Below are 17031 nucleotides of genomic sequence, written 5' to 3' on the forward strand. Positions count from 1 at the left end.
GCTGTTATGATTCGTCTGATGAAATTTTTTAACGGTTATCTGCATGTACATGTAACCGGTTATTCTCCGGAACGTTTTTTAAATCTTTGCAGCAACCGCAATATTCTGCTCTGGGATCTTTTGCCCTCTAAAAATGGATACGAATTTTATATCAGCATTCAGGCATTCAGACAATTGAAACCGATTCTGAAAAAAACAGGAACAAAGATACATATCATCGAAAAGAGCGGTTTCCCGTTTATGGCTTTCAGGTACCGGAAACATAAGTTTTTCTTTGTGGGAATTGCGGCGGCACTGCTTCTTTTATTTACAATGTCCCGTTTCATCTGGAACGTGCAGATTGATGGTAATTCCTATTTTTCCGACCAGACGCTGACAAAATATTTAGAGGAACAGGGCGTGGGGTACGGAAGCCGGAAAAAAGATCTGAAATGTGAAGAAATAGAAAAGCAGATTCGGACAGATTACCCGGATATTATCTGGGTATCAGTAAACGTAAAAGGAACCCGTCTGGTTGTGGATATTCAGGAAGTTGCCGCCGAAAGGGAAAAGGATGATGAGGAGGCGGAAGGAACAGATCTGGTGGCTCAGTATGATGGCACGGTAACCTCCATTGTTACAAGAGCGGGAACCCCGTGTGTGAAAAAGGGAGATCAGGTAAAGGCCGGAGATGTGCTTGTCAGCGGGTGCCTGGAGATTTTTAATGACGCGGGGGAAGTGTCCGGTTACCAGTATTGCAGCGCAGATGCCGATGTATATGTAGAAAGCTCGCTGCCCTATGAAGATAAATTCCCTGCCGTTGAGACCAGATATCAAGAAACAGGGGAAACCAGATATGCCCTGGCATTTTGTACGAAAAAAAAGAGGTTTGAGATTGCCCTGCGTAAAAATACATTTACTGATTTTGAGAAACTCACAAAGCTGGAAACCATTCATTTTGGAGAAGACTTTTATCTGCCCATTCAGCTTGAATGGACGAAGATTAACGAACTTTCTCCCCAGAAACATACATATACAGAAGAAGAGGCAAAACAGACCGCAGGCAGACATCTGGAATTATATTGCAAAAAGTTAACGGAAAAAGATTTTGAAATTCTGGAAAAAAGTGTTAAGATTAATTTTGATAAATCGGAAATTACAGTTTCCGGAAAGCTTAAGGTTTTAGAAAAAGCTTCTAAGACACAGCAGACAGAAAAACGGAAGTTAGAAGAAAAAGAAGGGCAGGAAGAAAATGGGATTGACACAGGAACAAATGGAAATTCCAACTGAGCACATGGCCAATCTCTTTGGCCGGTTTGATTCTTATTTGAAAAAGATAGAAAAGGCATTAAATGTGACCATTGTAGTAAGGGATCAGGGATTAAAAATTATGGGAGAGTCCAAAGCAGCTGCAAGTGCCAAAGAGGTATTTTTGCAGCTGCTAGAGCTGTCTAGAAGAGGAAATGAAATCACAGAACAGAATGTAAACTATATTCTGGATCTGAACAGCCAGTCTATGGGCAGTTCGATTCTGGAGATGGATCAAGATATCATCTGTCATACCATACAGGGAAAGCCGGTAAAGCCAAAAACCCTGGGACAAAAAAGTTATGTAGATCAGATCCGGGAAAAGATGATCGTGTTTGGCATGGGACCGGCGGGAACCGGGAAGACCTATCTGGCTATGGCCATGGCTATTACCGCTTTTAAGCGGGAGGAAGTGGGAAGAATTATATTAACAAGGCCGGCTATTGAAGCAGGTGAAAAGCTGGGGTTTCTGCCAGGGGATCTGCAGAGTAAAATAGATCCTTACTTAAGGCCGCTGTATGATGCGCTGTATCAGATCATGGGAGCGGAAACCTTTATGCGGAATCAGGAAAAGGGTCTGATAGAAGTTGCTCCCCTTGCCTATATGAGGGGGCGGACGCTGGATAATGCATTTATTATTTTAGATGAGGCCCAAAATACCACACCGGCGCAGATGAAAATGTTTCTGACGCGGATTGGATTTGGCTCTAAGGCTGTTATTACCGGGGATGCCACACAAAAAGATCTGGCGCCCGGCTCAAAATCGGGGCTTGATGCAGCTTTAAAGGTGCTGGGAAATATAAAAGAAATCGGAATCTGCAAGTTGACCAGCAAAGACGTGGTAAGACATCCGCTGGTGCAGAAAATTGTACAGGCCTATGAAGATTTTGAATCCAAAAATGAAAAGAAAAACAGCAGGAAAAAGCGTTAGGCTGAATAAAGGACAAAAAGATGACAATTAATATTATAAATGAGGTACAGGCAAAATTTCAGTTTCACTATAAGGAGCTGGCAGAAAAGGTGATACGGTGTTCTGTGGAAATGGAAAATTTTCCATATGATCCCGAGGTAAATCTGACCATTTCAGATAATATCAGGATTCAGGAAATCAACCGGGAATTCAGAGGGATTGACAGGGCTACAGATGTGCTGTCGTTTCCTATGATCGAGTATGCATCCCCGGCAGATTTTTCCGGGATTGAGCAGCAGTATGATACGATAAATCCGGATACTGGAGAGGTAATGCTTGGAGATATTGTCCTTTCAGCGGACCGGATAAAGGCACAGGCAGAAGAATATGGACACAGCCAGAAGCGGGAATTTGCGTTTTTGATTGTGCACAGTATGCTTCATCTGTTTGGTTATGATCATATGGAACCAGAGGAGGCTTCTGTGATGGAAACACACCAGAAAATGATATTAGATGCTTTAAAAATATTTCGATGAGGATAGAAGGATGAAAAAAATAGTATTGTGTCTGCTTCTGGCTGCACTGGGGACTACTCTGATGTCAGGATGCGGAAAAAAAGAAGAACCAGAAGTTTCTAGTGATCCTGTAAGTGCCAGCGTTTCAGAAGAAAAAGATATTCATGAGGGACAGGCCAGAAGCATTCTGACCGGAGAGTGGGTAGATGAAGAGCTGGCCGATACAAGGCCCCTTGCCGTAATGCTTGGAAATACCCCTCAGGCGCTGCCACAGTATGGGATTTCAGCTGCAGATGTCATAATAGAGGCTCCGGTAGAGGGGGCGCTCACAAGAATTATGGCGGTTTTTCAGGATTATAAAGATGCAGAAAAAATTATGTCTGTGCGCAGCTGCCGCCACTATTATGTAGACTGGGCGCTGGAATTTGATGCCATTTATGCACATTACGGACAGTCAAAATATGCGAAAGATGTGTTGAGCCAGGATAATGTGGATAATTTAAACGGCATGGAAGCAAAGTTAAGCAGAGAGCTTTATCTGAGAGATTCCACAAGAAAGGCGCCTCATAATTCCTATACAGACGGAGAACATATTCAGGCGGCTATTGCAATGAAAGGCTATGATACAAAGGTATCTTCGGATTACAAAGGACATTATCAATTTAATGAAGATGATGACAAACAGATACAGTTAGAGGAGGGTGAAGCTGCTGTTGTTGTAAGCCCGGGTTATCGTCAGAATGCCCCGTGGTTTGAATATAATGATAAAGACGGGCTGTATTACCGCTATGAATATAAGGAGAAGCAGGTAGATGCAATTGACAATTCACAGCTTTCATGTAAAAATATTCTTTTACAGATCTGTGACTGGAAAGTGATAGATCAAAAGTATGGGTATCTGGATGTAGATACCACTTCCGGAGGGAAAGGATATTATATTACCAATGGAAAAGCTGTTCCGGTTACCTGGTCAAAGGAATCTCAGTCAGAACCTACCCGTTATTTTCTGGAAGATGGAACGGAGATTACATTAAACCAGGGAAAGACCTGGGTGTGCGTCCTGCAGGATACGTATGCGGATAAGATCGGATTTTACAGTACGAAAGAGGAATTTTAAATCTTAGGATATCAAAAGAGGATAAGGTTACATGAGTGCAAGAAAAAAGAGCGAATCAAACTTCCTGATTCAAGGATCAATCCTTGCGGTAGCATCAATTGTCAGCAGGATCATTGGATTATTATACAGAGTTCCGTTACAGGCGATCATTGGGGATGTGGGAAATGATTATTACAGCTGTGCATACGAGATTTACAGTATGATGCTGCTGATTTCTTCCTACAGCCTTCCTCTGGCAGTTTCCAAAATGGTTTCTGCCAGAATGGCTCTCGGTCAGAAAAAGAATGCCCATAAAGTATTAAAGGGAGCTCTTGCCATCGCCGGAATTACCGGTACTGCCGGCTGCATCTTTGTATTTTTTGCCGCAGATTTTCTTACCAGTGAAGTATTTAAAACTCCCATGAGTATTTTTGCGTTAAAAGTTCTTGCTCCTACATTAATTATTGTAGCTGTTCTCGGCGTTATCCGCGGTTTCTTTCAGGGAATCGGAACCATGATTCCAAGTGCGGTATCCCAGATTCTAGAGCAGATTGTAAATGCGGCTGTCAGCGTGGGAGCAGCTTTTGTATTGTTCGGATACGGTACCCGGATAGGAGCGGTGCTTGGAAATGCGGATACATACGGCGCTGCCTATGGTGCAGCCGGAGGAACCCTTGGCACCAGCATTGGTGCGGCTGTGGGTCTGGCATTTATGCTGTTTGTATTTGTAATTTACCGCCCTTCTATGAAGCGGGCGGAACGACGGGAAATCAAACGTGGAACTGTGAAGGAGGAATCCTACCAGACAATTATCAGGATTTTAGTTCTTACAATCGCACCGGTACTGCTGAGTACCACGATATATAATATCAGTTCTATTATTGATCAGGGAATTTTTAAGAATATAGCTTCCATTCAGGGATATGATTCTCATACTGTTTCTGTATGGTGGGGGATATTTGCAGGTAAATATAAAGTACTTATTAATGTTCCCATTTCTATTGCTTCTGCAATTGCAGCCTCCGGGGTGCCAAGTCTGACGGCGGCGTTTGCCAACAGAGATAAAAATGCAGTGCGTTCAAAAATTAATTCCTCCATGCGTTTTGTGATGGTTGTTGCCTTCCCTTGTATGGTAGGATTTATTGTTCTGGCATCCCCGATTCTGCAGCTTTTGTTTCACGAGAGCGGAGAGCTGGCAGAGCGCCTGCTTCAAATTGGTGCTGTTTCCATTGTGTTTTATTCTATATCCACATTGTCCAACGGAATTCTCCAGGGAATCAACCGCATGATCATTCCGGTGCGCAATGCCATCATTGCTCTGGGCGGACATATTGCCTGCCTGTTGATTTTAATGTATCTGTTCCGGTTAAATATTTATGCGGTGGTTTTATCTACTGCGTTTTTTGCACTGCTTATGTGCATTTTAAACGGGATTTCCGTACAGCGCTATTCCGGTTACCGTCCGGATATTATGAAAACATTTGTAAAACCGGCGGCGGCTTCTGTAATTATGGGCGTTATTGTATATGGCGTATATTTCTTTGGAAATAAACTGCTGCCAAGCAATGCCGTATGGACCGTTGTTGGGATTCTAGTGGGAATCATTGTATATTTTGCTGCAATTCTTCTGGTTAAAGCTTTGACAGAAGAAGAGCTGAAAAGCTTTCCTAAGGGAACGGTTATTATCCGGATTGCCAAAAAGTTTCATCTTTTATAGAATCTGATATTTGTTTTAAAATAATAATTGCATAGATTAAAAAAATAAGTGAATACTACGTAAAAAGGAGTTATGATACTATGAATAATACACGTAAGGTTCGCTTATTTTTTATTCTTGCGGCAGTTTGTGTATTTGCCGTATTCTGGATTGGCTTTCGATTTGGAAAAGTAACACAGGAAAAAGCAGATATCTTATACTACTCGCAGAAACAGACAGAAGATATAGACAAAACAAATGAGACACAAACCACTGCCGGGGAAGATGCCTCAAAATGGACCGCATCTGCTGTAGATGATGATGGACAGTCGGCTGATGGGACAGAAAACGGAAGCGCTGAAGATACTGCAGATGGCACAGAAGATGAAACTGTGGAGAGCGGCAACGTATATGAGTCTCCAAAATACTATATTAAGCAGTCTGACGATTATCTTACTGTTTATATTGCAGCTACAGATGAAGTATATTTTGAAACAGATATTCCGGCTGCAGACCTGCCCAATGATCTGAAGGAAGAAGCGGCAAAGGGAATTGAATTTTATGATCTTGAAGCTGTATACAGTTTTCTTGAAAGTTACTCCAGCTGAAAATGGGAATAACAGTCAATTTTCGTTGATTGTTATTCCTTTTCTTGTCTTATTATGCTAAAATAAAACGAATGAGAAGGAGAGTTTTACTATGGATAAAAAAATAATGAAAACAAAAGCAGAACTTGGCACAGGCGCAATGTTTATCATTTCTGTTATCTATGCCGTATTTGGTCTGATTATGCTCCTTGTTCCGAATATGGAGGAAGTATATATTTTATATCTGGTGAGCGCCGGACTAATTGCTCTTGGAATTTTTATGATTGTAAAGTATTTTGTGAATGCTTCTTATAAAGAGCTTGGAAATTACGGGTTTTCCGTCGGTGTTTTATCTGTGGCAGCTGGGTGCTGTCTGCTGATTCGGGCGGAAGAAGTGGCTGTATATTTTGGCGTTTTTCTTGGAATCTGTATCCTTTTGACTGGTATTGTAAAGCTCCAGAATGCAGTGGCTTTAAACAGTATGAGACATCCGTACTGGCTGATTTTTCTGGCAGCCGCCCTGGTATTTATTGCATTATCTGTTCTGATAATTTTAAATCCCATGGATTTAGAAACCGGACAGCAGCAGTATATTTATGTAATTCTGGTGGCTGACGGCGGCGTTGGAATATTCAGTACCTTCTATATTTCACAGGCAGTAAAGCAATATCAAAAGTACGGGATGTTTCCGCAAATCAAGAAAAAACCAAAGAAGAATCATGCAGATGAAAATAAAAGCTTTCTCCATAAAAATGATGGCGGGGCGGCTGCAGAGAAGAATTTATCTGAATCCGTAATGGAAGAGGAAGAAGACTTGGCAGTCACAGAAAAAGAAATTCCCTCTGAGGAAGAGGATATTTTAAAAGCCATCATGGGAGAGGAAGAGGTCAGGAGAAAAAGGAAATAAATGATGAGTACGTTACGAATGGATGTAATTGTAGTAGGAGGCGGCGCTTCCGGTATGATGGCAGCCATTGCAGCAGCCAAGGAAGGATGCCGGGTCTGCATTTTAGAACATAAAGAAATGCCGGGAAAAAAGATACTGGCAACAGGAAATGGAAGATGTAATTTTACGAATAAAGTGCAGGGGTGTGAGTGTTACAGAGGAACAACCCCTGCCTTTGTATTGCCTGCATTAAAGCAATTTGGAGCATCGGATACGGCAGCGTTTTTTTTGTCTCTTGGTGTTTTACCCCAGGAAAAAAATGGATATTATTATCCCCGTACGATGCAGGCATCAGCTATACGCAATGCATTGTTAGAAGAACTGTCTGTTTTGGGTGTGGATATACATTGTGATATTGGTATCCGCAGTATCACCAAAAAGAACGGCATTTTTTATTTCGAAACAAAAACCGGTATTTACAGTTCTAAAATCTGTATTTTAGCTGCGGGAGGAAAAGCTTCGCCAAAGTCTGGAAGTGATGGCAGCGGATATATTTATGCCAAAGGTTTCGGCCATACATGTACAACTGTATTGCCGGGGCTTGTTCCGCTTCTGTCTGGGGAGAGGTGGCTGAAACAAACGGCTGGCGTCAGGGCCTGGGCCGGGGTTACTCTGCTTGCCAGGGGGGAGCAGATCGTTTCCGATATAGGAGAAGTGCAGTTTACTGATTATGGTATTTCAGGGATTCCGGTATTTCAGATCAGCCGTTATGCGGCAAAAGCTCTGGATGAACAAAAAGATGTTTCTGTTTCCGTTGATTTCCTGCCGGAAATTGAAGCAGGTGAGCTATTCAGACTGCTGAATAAGCGGATGAACGAAGGCGGACGAAGAAAGGAAGCCGGTAAGTCCTTGAAAGAAGAATGGGCCGGCGATGATCAGAAAAGAAAACGTGTTTTTGTAAAAAAGATACTCTCCGGTCTGGTCAATGAAAAAATTGCAGATGTTCTTGCGGATACGGTACCCTTAGAGCCAGATGTGCTCTGCAGGAAAATAAAAGAAACAAAAATTTCCATTAGCGGAACAAAGTCTTTTCACCAGGCCCAGGTAACGGCAGGAGGTATCTGCACCCATGAGATCTGCGAATATACCATGGAATCAAAACTGGTAAAGGGGCTTTATTTTGCCGGAGAAATAATAGATATTGACGGAAAATGCGGAGGCTATAATCTTCAGTGGGCATGGTCTTCCGGATACTGTGCGGGACGCCATGGCGCACAGTGGGTGAAAGCATTGGAAATAAAAAAGAAAAGAAAGACAATGGAAAAGACAAAAAATCATGAAACAGATGATACATATCGGGCAGCTGAAACTGCCCCTCAATCATGCAAAAGAGGATATTATTAAAAAGGTCTGCCAAAAACTTAGAGTATCACCATCAGATATCCAGACCTTTGAAATTGCAAAGCAATCCATAGATGCCAGAAAGAAAGGGCAGATTCAGTATATTTATGCTGTGAATCTGGTGTTGGCTAAAAAGATAAAGCTGACAGGAAAACATCCGGATATTTCCGTTACAGAGCAAAGAAAATATCAGATGCCTATCTTTGGCAGCGGAAAACTGAGAAATTCTCCGGTGATTATCGGCACCGGACCGGCCGGTTTATTTTGTGCTTATCTGCTGGCATTAAACGGATATTGTCCCCGGATATTTGAACGGGGAAAGATGATAGAACAGCGCCAGAAGGATGTGGAAGCTTTCTGGGAAAGTGGTGTTTTGAATCCGGAATCCAATGTACAGTTTGGAGAGGGAGGAGCCGGGACATTTTCAGATGGAAAGCTGAATACAGCAGTGAAAGATAAATACGGCAGAAATCGTTTTGTTTTAGAGACATTTGTATCCTTCGGGGCGCCGGAAGATATTTTATATGTGAATAAACCTCACATTGGAACTGATATATTAAAAAACGTTGTCAGGCGGATGCGTGAAAAGATTCAGGAGCTTGGAGGAGAATTTTATTTTAATTCCTGTGTGACAGATATTCAGACGGAATGGGGCAGAGTAAATGGAATTACGGTGAATCATCAGACTGCTTATCCCGCAGACCTTGTTATTTTTGCCGGGGGTCACAGTGCCAGAGATACTTTTCTGCTTTTAGCAAAAAAACAGTTTCCTATGGAAGCAAAGTCTTTTGCAGTGGGCTTTCGGGTAGAGCATCCCCAGGATATGATTCAGATGGCTCAATATGAGACTACAGACAGAACCTATCTGCCGGCGGCAGATTATAAAGTAACCTATCACGCCCCAGGAGGCCGCAGTGTTTACTCTTTTTGTATGTGTCCCGGCGGATACGTTGTAAATGCTTCTTCAGAGGCAGAAAAAACGGTAGTAAATGGTATGAGTTACCGGAAACGGGACAGCCGGAATGCAAACAGTGCTGTTATTGTTTCTGTAACGCCGGATGATTTTTCCGGTGATGATGTACTAGCAGGAATGCGGTTTCAGCAGAAGCTGGAGCGTACTGCCTATCAGCTTGGAAAGGGAAAGATTCCCCAGCAGCTGCTTGGTGATTTTGAAAGCAATAAAATTTCTGAAAGCTACGGAGACTTTAGGGGCTGTGAGAAGGGGCAGACTGTATTTGCAGATCTTCGAAGCATTCTTCCAGAAGAGCTGAATACGGCTTTCTGCGAAGGAATGCACGGTTTTGCATCCAGAATAAAAGGATTTGACCGGCCGGATACTATTTTGTCGGCAGTTGAGAGCAGAACTTCTTCTCCGGTGCGGATTTTAAGGGATGAGACTTTTGAAAGCAGTGTCCGGGGATTTTACCCCTGCGGAGAGGGTGCCGGATATGCAGGAGGAATTACTTCAGCAGCTATGGATGGTATGAAAACTGCGGAGGCAGTAATGAAAAAATATATCCCCCAGAGGGAAATTAGAAATGGAAGGTAAATCAATGGCTGAATACACACCAATGATGCAGAAATATCTGGAAACCAAAGAAGAATATAAAGACTGTATTTTATTTTACCGTCTGGGCGATTTTTATGAAATGTTCTTTGAGGATGCCCTGACAGCTTCCAGAGAACTTGAGATTACCCTTACCGGGAAAAACTGCGGAACAAAGGAGCGGGCGCCTATGTGCGGAGTTCCTTTTCATTCGGTGGAGGGATATTTAAATAAACTGGTATCTAAAGGCTATAAAGTAGCTATCTGTGAACAGGTGGAGGACCCAAAGACGGCTAAGGGTCTGGTAAAACGGGAAGTGGTACGGATTGTTACACCCGGCACCAATCTGGATACCAATGCTTTAGATGAGACAAAAAATAATTATATTATGTGTATTGTATACACTGAAAATAAATACGGTATTTCCACTGCTGATGTAACAACCGGGGATTATTATGTGACAGAGGTGGATACTGAGAGAAAGCTTTTGGATGAGATCAGTAAGTTTACGCCTTCAGAGATTATCTGTAATGAATCTTTTTATATGAGTTCTGTAGATCTTGAGGATTTAAGACACCGGCTGGGCATTACTGTCTATTCGCTGGAATCTTGGTATTTCGGGGATGATACGGCCATTGATACCTTAAAGAGTCATTTTAAAGTGGCTTCTTTAAGCGGACTTGGACTTAAGGAATACGACTGTGGAGTCATCGCTGCAGGAGCGCTGCTGAAATATCTTTATGAAACTCAGAAAACTTTTCTGGAACATATGTCCAGAATACAGGCCTATTCCACCAGTAAATTTATGATTATAGACAGCTCCACAAGACGGAATCTGGAACTTGTGGAAACCATGCGGGAAAAGCAGAAGAGAGGTTCTCTTTTGTGGGTGCTGGATAAGACAAAAACAGCTATGGGTGCGCGGATGCTCCGTACTATGTTAGAACAGCCTCTCATTGAAAAAAGTGAAATTGAGGCCAGACTGGATGCGTTAGAAGAACTCAATAAGAATATGATTACAAGAGAAGAACTCCGGGAATATCTAAATCCCATTTATGATCTGGAGCGGCTTATTGGAAAAGTGGTATATCAGACAGCCAATCCAAGAGATCTTACTGCATTTAAAAATTCTTTGAAAATGCTTCCGCCGGTGAAAGTCCTTATGAAAGATTTTTCCTGCAGTCTGCTTAGCAAATTGTCAGAGCAGCTGGATACACTAAAGGATTTGTGTTCTTTGATAGAACAATCCATAGATGATGACCCTCCTATTTCCGTACGGGATGGAGGAATGATCAAAAATGGTTATGATGATGAAATCGACCGTTTAAGAAACGCCAAAACAGAAGGAAAAAGCTGGCTGGCGAAATTAGAAGAGGATGAACGGGAAAAAACAGGGATTAAAAACCTGAAAATTAAATACAACAAAGTGTTTGGTTATTATCTGGAGGTTACCAATTCTTACAAAGACATGGTTCCGGATTATTATACAAGAAAACAGACGCTTACAAATGCAGAACGGTATATTACCCCGGAACTAAAAGAACTAGAGGATGTAATACTGGGAGCAGAAGATAAGCTGACAGCGTTAGAATACGATATTTTCTGCCAGGTGCGCAGAAAAATTGCAGATGAAGTGCTTCGGATTCAGCAGACAGCAAAAGCCGTGGCTGCCATTGATGTGCTGGCATCTATGGCTTTTGCTGCGGACCAGAACGGTTACTGCCGTCCCAAAATCAATGAAAAAGGTATCATTGATATTAAAAACGGACGCCATCCGGTGGTGGAGCGGATGATCAGCAATGATATGTTTATTGCTAATGATACTTATCTTGATAATAAAAATCAGAGGATTTCTATTATTACAGGCCCGAATATGGCGGGAAAATCTACCTATATGCGTCAGAGCGCACTGATTGTTCTGATGGCCCAGCTTGGAAGTTTTGTTCCGGCAGACAGTGCAGATATCGGGATTGTGGACCGGATTTTTACCAGAGTGGGAGCTTCTGATGATCTTGCTTCGGGACAGAGTACTTTTATGGTGGAGATGACAGAAGTTGCCAATATTTTGAGAAATGCCACCAGCAGCAGTCTGCTGATTTTAGACGAGATCGGCAGAGGCACCAGCACCATTGACGGGCTTAGTATTGCCTGGGCAGTTGTAGAGCATATCAGCAATCCAAAGCTTTTAGGAGCCAAGACATTGTTTGCCACCCACTATCATGAACTGACAGAGCTTGAAGGAAAACTGAGTAATGTCAATAATTACTGTATTGCCGTAAAAGAAAAGGGGGACGATATTGTCTTTCTTCGTAAAATTGTGCCTGGGGGAGCAGACAGAAGCTATGGTATTCAGGTGGCAAAGCTGGCCGGCGTCCCAGAAATGGTAATAGCCAGATCTAAAGAAATCTGCGAAGAGCTTGAGCTGGCAGATCTGAGCAATATTACAAGAAATCTGGAAGTAGGGCAGAGCAGTAAGAAAAAGGCAAAAAAACCGGATGATCTTGAAATGGCCCAGATCTCTTTGTTCGATACGGTAAAGGATGATGATATTATCGAAGAGGTAAGAGAGTTAAATCTTGGAAATCTGACTCCCATTGATGCACTGAATAAACTGTATGAACTGCAGAATAAGATAAAAAACCGCTGGTAATTGAAGGGGAAAGGAGTATGTCATGCCTCAGATTACATTACTGGATAAAAATACAATTGATAAAATTGCCGCAGGGGAAGTTGTGGACCGGCCTGCCTCTGTGGTAAAGGAGCTTGTGGAAAATGCCGTTGATGCCAAAGCTACCGCGGTAACGGTGGAAATTAAAGAAGGCGGGATTTCTTTTATCCGCATTACAGATAATGGATGCGGGATTGAAAAGGATCAGATTCAGCTTGCATTCTGCCGGCATTCCACCAGTAAAATCCGGTCAGTGGAAGATCTTGTAACGATTTCTTCCCTTGGTTTCCGGGGGGAGGCTCTGTCAAGTATCGCCTCTGTGGCCCAGGTGGAGTTAATTACGAAGACATCCGGTGAGCTTACCGGGTGCCGTTACCTGATAGAAGGCGGGGAAGAAAAAGAGTTAGAAGATATCGGGGCCCCCAATGGAACAACCTTCCTTGTTAAAAACCTCTTTTATAATACCCCTGCCCGCCGGAAATTTTTAAAAACTGCTTCCACAGAGGCCGGATACATCAGTGACCTGATGGAACGGCTTGCTCTTTCCAATCCGGAAGTATCATTTAAGTTTATTAATAATGGCCAGGTGAAGCTGCATACTTCTGGAAATTCTAATCTGAAAGATATTATTTATCATGTATACGGCCGGGACATTGCCGCTAATCTTCTGCCTATAGAAAAAGAGTTTGGCAGCTTTTCTGTATCCGGCTTTATTGGAAAGCCGGTGATCTCCAGGGGAAACAGAAATTTTGAAAATTATTTTGTAAACGGACGATATGTAAAAAGCAGTCTGCTGGCAAAGACAATTGAAGATGCCTATAAAGGCTTTATGATGCAGCATAAATATCCCTTTACAGTGTTGAAATTATCTTTAAAGGGGGAGCTGGTGGATGTAAATGTACATCCGGCAAAAATGGAGCTTCGTTTCTCAAATGGAGAAGAAATCTACCGTCATCTGGCCTCTGAAATCAAACAGGTTTTAAGGGGCAGAGAGCTGATTCCCCAGGTTTCGCTCCAGGAAGAGGAAAAAAAGGAAGAGAAAATTATAAAAAAAGCCATTCCGGAACCTTTTGAGGTTCAACGCATAGAGCAGCTTCGCAGGTCTGTGGCAAAGGACAGTCCTTATGAGAAGAAATATGACAGAAAGCAGGAACGGCCAAAGCTGCCGCCTCTTCCGGACGAAACGGAATTTCCGAAAGAATCTTCCTCTAGAAGTGTCTATCAGTCTGTGTTAGAACAGCAGAAAAACAGTTTTGGAAACGTTTTAAAAGAAACTTCGTCTCTAAATCAGAAAGAAGCTGCAGAGAATGAGAGAACAGTTGAATGTATATGGACGGATAAACAGGAAATAAAGAAAACAGATGGAACATCAGATGCAGGCTTATCAACGAAAGCAGAGAAAAAAGCGGATCCACAGGCAGAAAGAGAAGGTACAGATTCCGCCAAGCAGGAAACGACCCAGCTGGAAATGAAAGATCTGCTTCCAAAAACGGACAAACTGTTAGATCAGACTGCCGTTCCTTATCATAAAATCATAGGTCAGCTGTTTGATACCTACTGGCTGGTAGAGTTTCGGGATCAGCTGTATATGATCGACCAGCATGCGGCCCATGAAAAAGTACTGTTTGAACGGACCATGAAAGCTTATCAGGACAAAGAATTTACCTCTCAGTATATCAGCCCGCCGATCATTCTTTCACTGACTATGCAGGAAGAAATATTACTTAAGAAATTTCTGCCTCAGTTTGAGAAGCTGGGATTTGAAATAGAGCCTTTCGGAGGAAGAGAATATGCAGTCCGTGCGGTTCCGGGAAACCTTTACAATCTGGACGGGCAGGAGCTTGTAGTGGAAATTATGGACGGGTTAAGTCAGATTACAGCAGAGGAAGCCCCTGAACAGGTACTGGAGAAAGTTGCCACGATGTCCTGCAAAGCAGCAGTAAAAGGAAATCAAAGGCTTTCAAAGGCGGAGATAGAAACGTTAATTGGAGAACTGCTGACCCTGGAGAATCCATATCACTGCCCTCATGGCAGACCGGTGATTGTTTCTATGAGCAAATATGAAATAGAAAAGAAATTTAAACGTATTATATAACAAATATCATTTTAAAAGAGTAAAAGAAAATAATAAGACGAAAAGGGGCGGATAATATGGAGCAGGGACAAAAGAAACCTCTGATTATCATAGCCGGTCCTACCGCAGTGGGGAAGACTTCTCTTTCTGTGAAGCTGGCAGAGAAAATAAACGGCGCGGTAATTTCCGCTGATTCCATGCAGGTATACAAAGGAATGGACATTGGATCGGCTAAAATAACAAAAGAGGAAATGAATGGCATTCCTCATTATCTGATTGATGTACTAAACCCGGATGAAGACTTTCATGTAGTACGTTTTCAGGAAATGGCAAAAGCAGCTATGGAAGAAATATACCGGAAGCATAAAATTCCGATTCTCGTGGGAGGCACCGGGTTTTATATTCAGGCGGTATTATATGATATTGACTTTACCAGTGAGCAGGAAGACAGCCTGTACAGGAAAAAGCTGGAACAGCTGGCTGTAGAAAAGGGAAATCAAGCCCTTCACGCTATGCTGGAAAAAGCAGATCCGGTATCGGCAGAGAAAATACACTGCAATAATGTAAAGAGAATGATCCGGGCGCTGGAATTTTATGAGAAGACCGGAACAAGGATTTCAGATCACAATGAACAGGAGGCGTCCCGGCCGTCCCCCTATGATTTTTGTTACTTTGTTTTAAACGATCTGCGGGAGCATATTTATGAAAAAATTGAGAAACGCGTGGATCTGATGCTGAAACAGGGATTGATAGAAGAAGTAAAGGGTCTGAAAAACAAAGGTTATCAAAAAGAGATGGTTTCCATGCAGGGACTTGGCTATAAAGAAATTCTTTCATTTCTGGATGGAGAGATATCTTTAGAAGAAGCTGTCTATATTCTGAAACGGGATACCAGACATTTTGCAAAACGGCAGTTAACCTGGTTTCGGCGGGAAAGGAATGTAATCTGGGTTAATAAAAACGAATTTCAGTATGATGATGACAAAATTCTAACTTTTATGATACAAAGCGCTGATAAGATAATAAGGAGGCATTCTGATGAATGACGAAGTCATAAACCAGCAATACTGTAAATTGGGAATCTCTCCTACAGTATATGCGTTTGGAAAAAAAATAGAAGAAAAATTAGAAAAAAGATTTAAAACCATTGATTCTGTGGCAGAATACAATCAGATGAAAGTAATCCATGCCATGCAGGAACGAAAAGTTTCAGCAGAGTGTCTGAATCAATTCACCAGCGGCTATGGTTACAATGATCTGGGACGGGATACACTAGAGGAAGTGTATGCGGAATGCTTTTGTGGAGAAGCGGCGCTGGTGCGTCCGCAGATTACCTGCGGTACCCATGCACTGGCTTTGGCGTTGATGTCAAATCTCCGTCCCGGTGATGAACTACTATCTCCGGTGGGCAAACCCTACGATACCCTGGAAGAAGTGATAGGTATCCGGCCCTCAAAGGGCTCACTAGCTGAGTACGGTATCACGTACCGCCAGGTAGATCTGATAAATGACAGAGATTTTGATTTTGACGGGATTCGTCAGGCTGTCAATGAAAGAACAAAACTGGTTACGATCCAGCGTTCCAAAGGATATGCTGCCCGGCCTTCATTTTCGGTAGATCAAATTGGAGAACTGATTTCTTTTATAAAAAGTATAAAGCCGGATGTCATCTGCATGGTGGATAATTGTTACGGCGAATTTGTGGAAGAAAAAGAGCCTCTAGAGGTGGGGGCCGATCTGATGGTGGGCTCTCTGATTAAAAATCTTGGAGGAGGACTGGCACCTATCGGCGGTTATCTTGTGGGAAAAAAAGAATGCATTGAAAATGCAGCCTTCCGGCTGACATCTCCGGGACTTGGAAAAGAGGTGGGGGCGTCTCTTGGCGTGATACAGTCTTTTTATCAGGGATTATTCCAGGCGCCCACAGTGGTGGCGGGGGCGCTAAAAGGCGCAGTTTTCGCCGCAAATATATATGAAAAGCTGGGATTTTCTGTAGTGCCTGACAGTACAGAGAGCCGGCATGACATTATTCAGGCGGTAACCTTTGGCTCTCCAGAGGGAGTAATCGCTTTTTGCCAGGGGATTCAGGCGGCAGCGCCTGTGGATAGTTATGTCACCCCGGAACCATGGGATATGCCGGGATATGATGCTCCGGTTATTATGGCTGCGGGAGCCTTTGTACAGGGCTCATCCATCGAACTTAGTGCTGACGGTCCCATTAAACCGCCTTACGCGGTTTATTTTCAGGGAGGACTGACCTGGTACCATGCCAAGCTTGGCATTTTAATGTCCCTGCAGAAACTTGTGGATGCAGGAATTGTAAAAGAAGAGAACATTATTTAAGAAAGTTTTAAGAAAAAGTCCT

At 42.7% G+C, this 17031-nt stretch carries 13 protein-coding genes; all 13 read left to right on the top strand.

The genetic code is table 11. From position 1 onward, the window contains the following. Positions 1 to 6: 6 nt before the first annotated feature. The 13 genes from yqfD to OCV88_RS02560 all read left to right on the top strand — a co-directional run bounded on the left by yqfD (position 7) and on the right by OCV88_RS02560 (position 17009). Complete coding sequence (gene yqfD, locus OCV88_RS02500; RefSeq protein ID WP_158424055.1) at positions 7 to 1269, top strand: sporulation protein YqfD; 1263 nt, start codon at positions 7 to 9, stop codon at positions 1267 to 1269. After that, positions 1232 to 2218 (top strand): PhoH family protein, encoded by a 987-nt coding sequence (locus OCV88_RS02505; protein WP_158424056.1) that lies wholly within the window; start codon positions 1232 to 1234, stop codon positions 2216 to 2218. The genes yqfD and OCV88_RS02505 overlap by 38 nt, the downstream gene beginning before the upstream one ends. A 20-nt stretch (positions 2219 to 2238) precedes the next feature. Further along, on the top strand, positions 2239 to 2733 hold the full coding sequence (ybeY, locus tag OCV88_RS02510; RefSeq protein WP_158424058.1) for an rRNA maturation RNase YbeY: 495 nt from the start codon (positions 2239 to 2241) through the stop codon (positions 2731 to 2733). 10 nt (positions 2734 to 2743) lie between these two features. Next, complete coding sequence (locus OCV88_RS02515; protein ID WP_158424059.1) at positions 2744 to 3829, top strand: DUF3048 domain-containing protein; 1086 nt, start codon at positions 2744 to 2746, stop codon at positions 3827 to 3829. A 31-nt stretch (positions 3830 to 3860) separates the two neighbouring features. Beyond that, positions 3861 to 5525, top strand: coding sequence for a putative polysaccharide biosynthesis protein (locus OCV88_RS02520; protein ID WP_158424061.1), 1665 nt, complete (start codon positions 3861 to 3863; stop codon positions 5523 to 5525). An 80-nt stretch (positions 5526 to 5605) separates the two neighbouring features. After that, positions 5606 to 6112 (top strand): hypothetical protein, encoded by a 507-nt coding sequence (locus OCV88_RS02525; RefSeq protein WP_158424062.1) that lies wholly within the window; start codon positions 5606 to 5608, stop codon positions 6110 to 6112. Between the two features lie 91 nt (positions 6113 to 6203). Then, complete coding sequence (locus OCV88_RS02530; RefSeq protein WP_158424063.1) at positions 6204 to 6998, top strand: HdeD family acid-resistance protein; 795 nt, start codon at positions 6204 to 6206, stop codon at positions 6996 to 6998. Beyond that, positions 6999 to 8381 (top strand): BaiN/RdsA family NAD(P)/FAD-dependent oxidoreductase, encoded by a 1383-nt coding sequence (locus OCV88_RS02535; RefSeq protein ID WP_262590607.1) that lies wholly within the window; start codon positions 6999 to 7001, stop codon positions 8379 to 8381. It begins immediately after the preceding gene. Beyond that, positions 8323 to 9927 carry an NAD(P)/FAD-dependent oxidoreductase gene (locus OCV88_RS02540; RefSeq protein WP_158424403.1) on the top strand — a complete coding sequence of 535 codons (1605 nt, stop codon included), beginning with the start codon at positions 8323 to 8325 and terminating at the stop codon, positions 9925 to 9927. Before OCV88_RS02535 ends, OCV88_RS02540 begins: the two co-directional genes overlap by 59 nt. A 4-nt stretch (positions 9928 to 9931) precedes the next feature. Next, a complete protein-coding gene (mutS, locus tag OCV88_RS02545) occupies positions 9932 to 12574 on the top strand; it encodes a DNA mismatch repair protein MutS (protein WP_262590707.1) in 2643 nt (880 codons plus the stop codon). A 22-nt stretch (positions 12575 to 12596) separates the two neighbouring features. Beyond that, positions 12597 to 14687, top strand: coding sequence for a DNA mismatch repair endonuclease MutL (mutL, locus tag OCV88_RS02550; RefSeq protein ID WP_158424064.1), 2091 nt, complete (start codon positions 12597 to 12599; stop codon positions 14685 to 14687). Between the two features lie 56 nt (positions 14688 to 14743). Beyond that, positions 14744 to 15712, top strand: coding sequence for a tRNA (adenosine(37)-N6)-dimethylallyltransferase MiaA (gene miaA / locus OCV88_RS02555; RefSeq protein ID WP_158424065.1), 969 nt, complete (start codon positions 14744 to 14746; stop codon positions 15710 to 15712). After that, a complete protein-coding gene (locus OCV88_RS02560) occupies positions 15705 to 17009 on the top strand; it encodes a methionine gamma-lyase family protein (protein ID WP_158424066.1) in 1305 nt (434 codons plus the stop codon). The genes miaA and OCV88_RS02560 overlap by 8 nt, the downstream gene beginning before the upstream one ends. The last annotated feature ends 22 nt before the right edge of the window (positions 17010 to 17031 follow it).

It is taken from the genome of Brotonthovivens ammoniilytica (genome assembly GCF_025566885.1).
GTDB classification, from domain to species: Bacteria; Bacillota; Clostridia; order Lachnospirales; family Lachnospiraceae; genus Brotonthovivens; species Brotonthovivens ammoniilytica.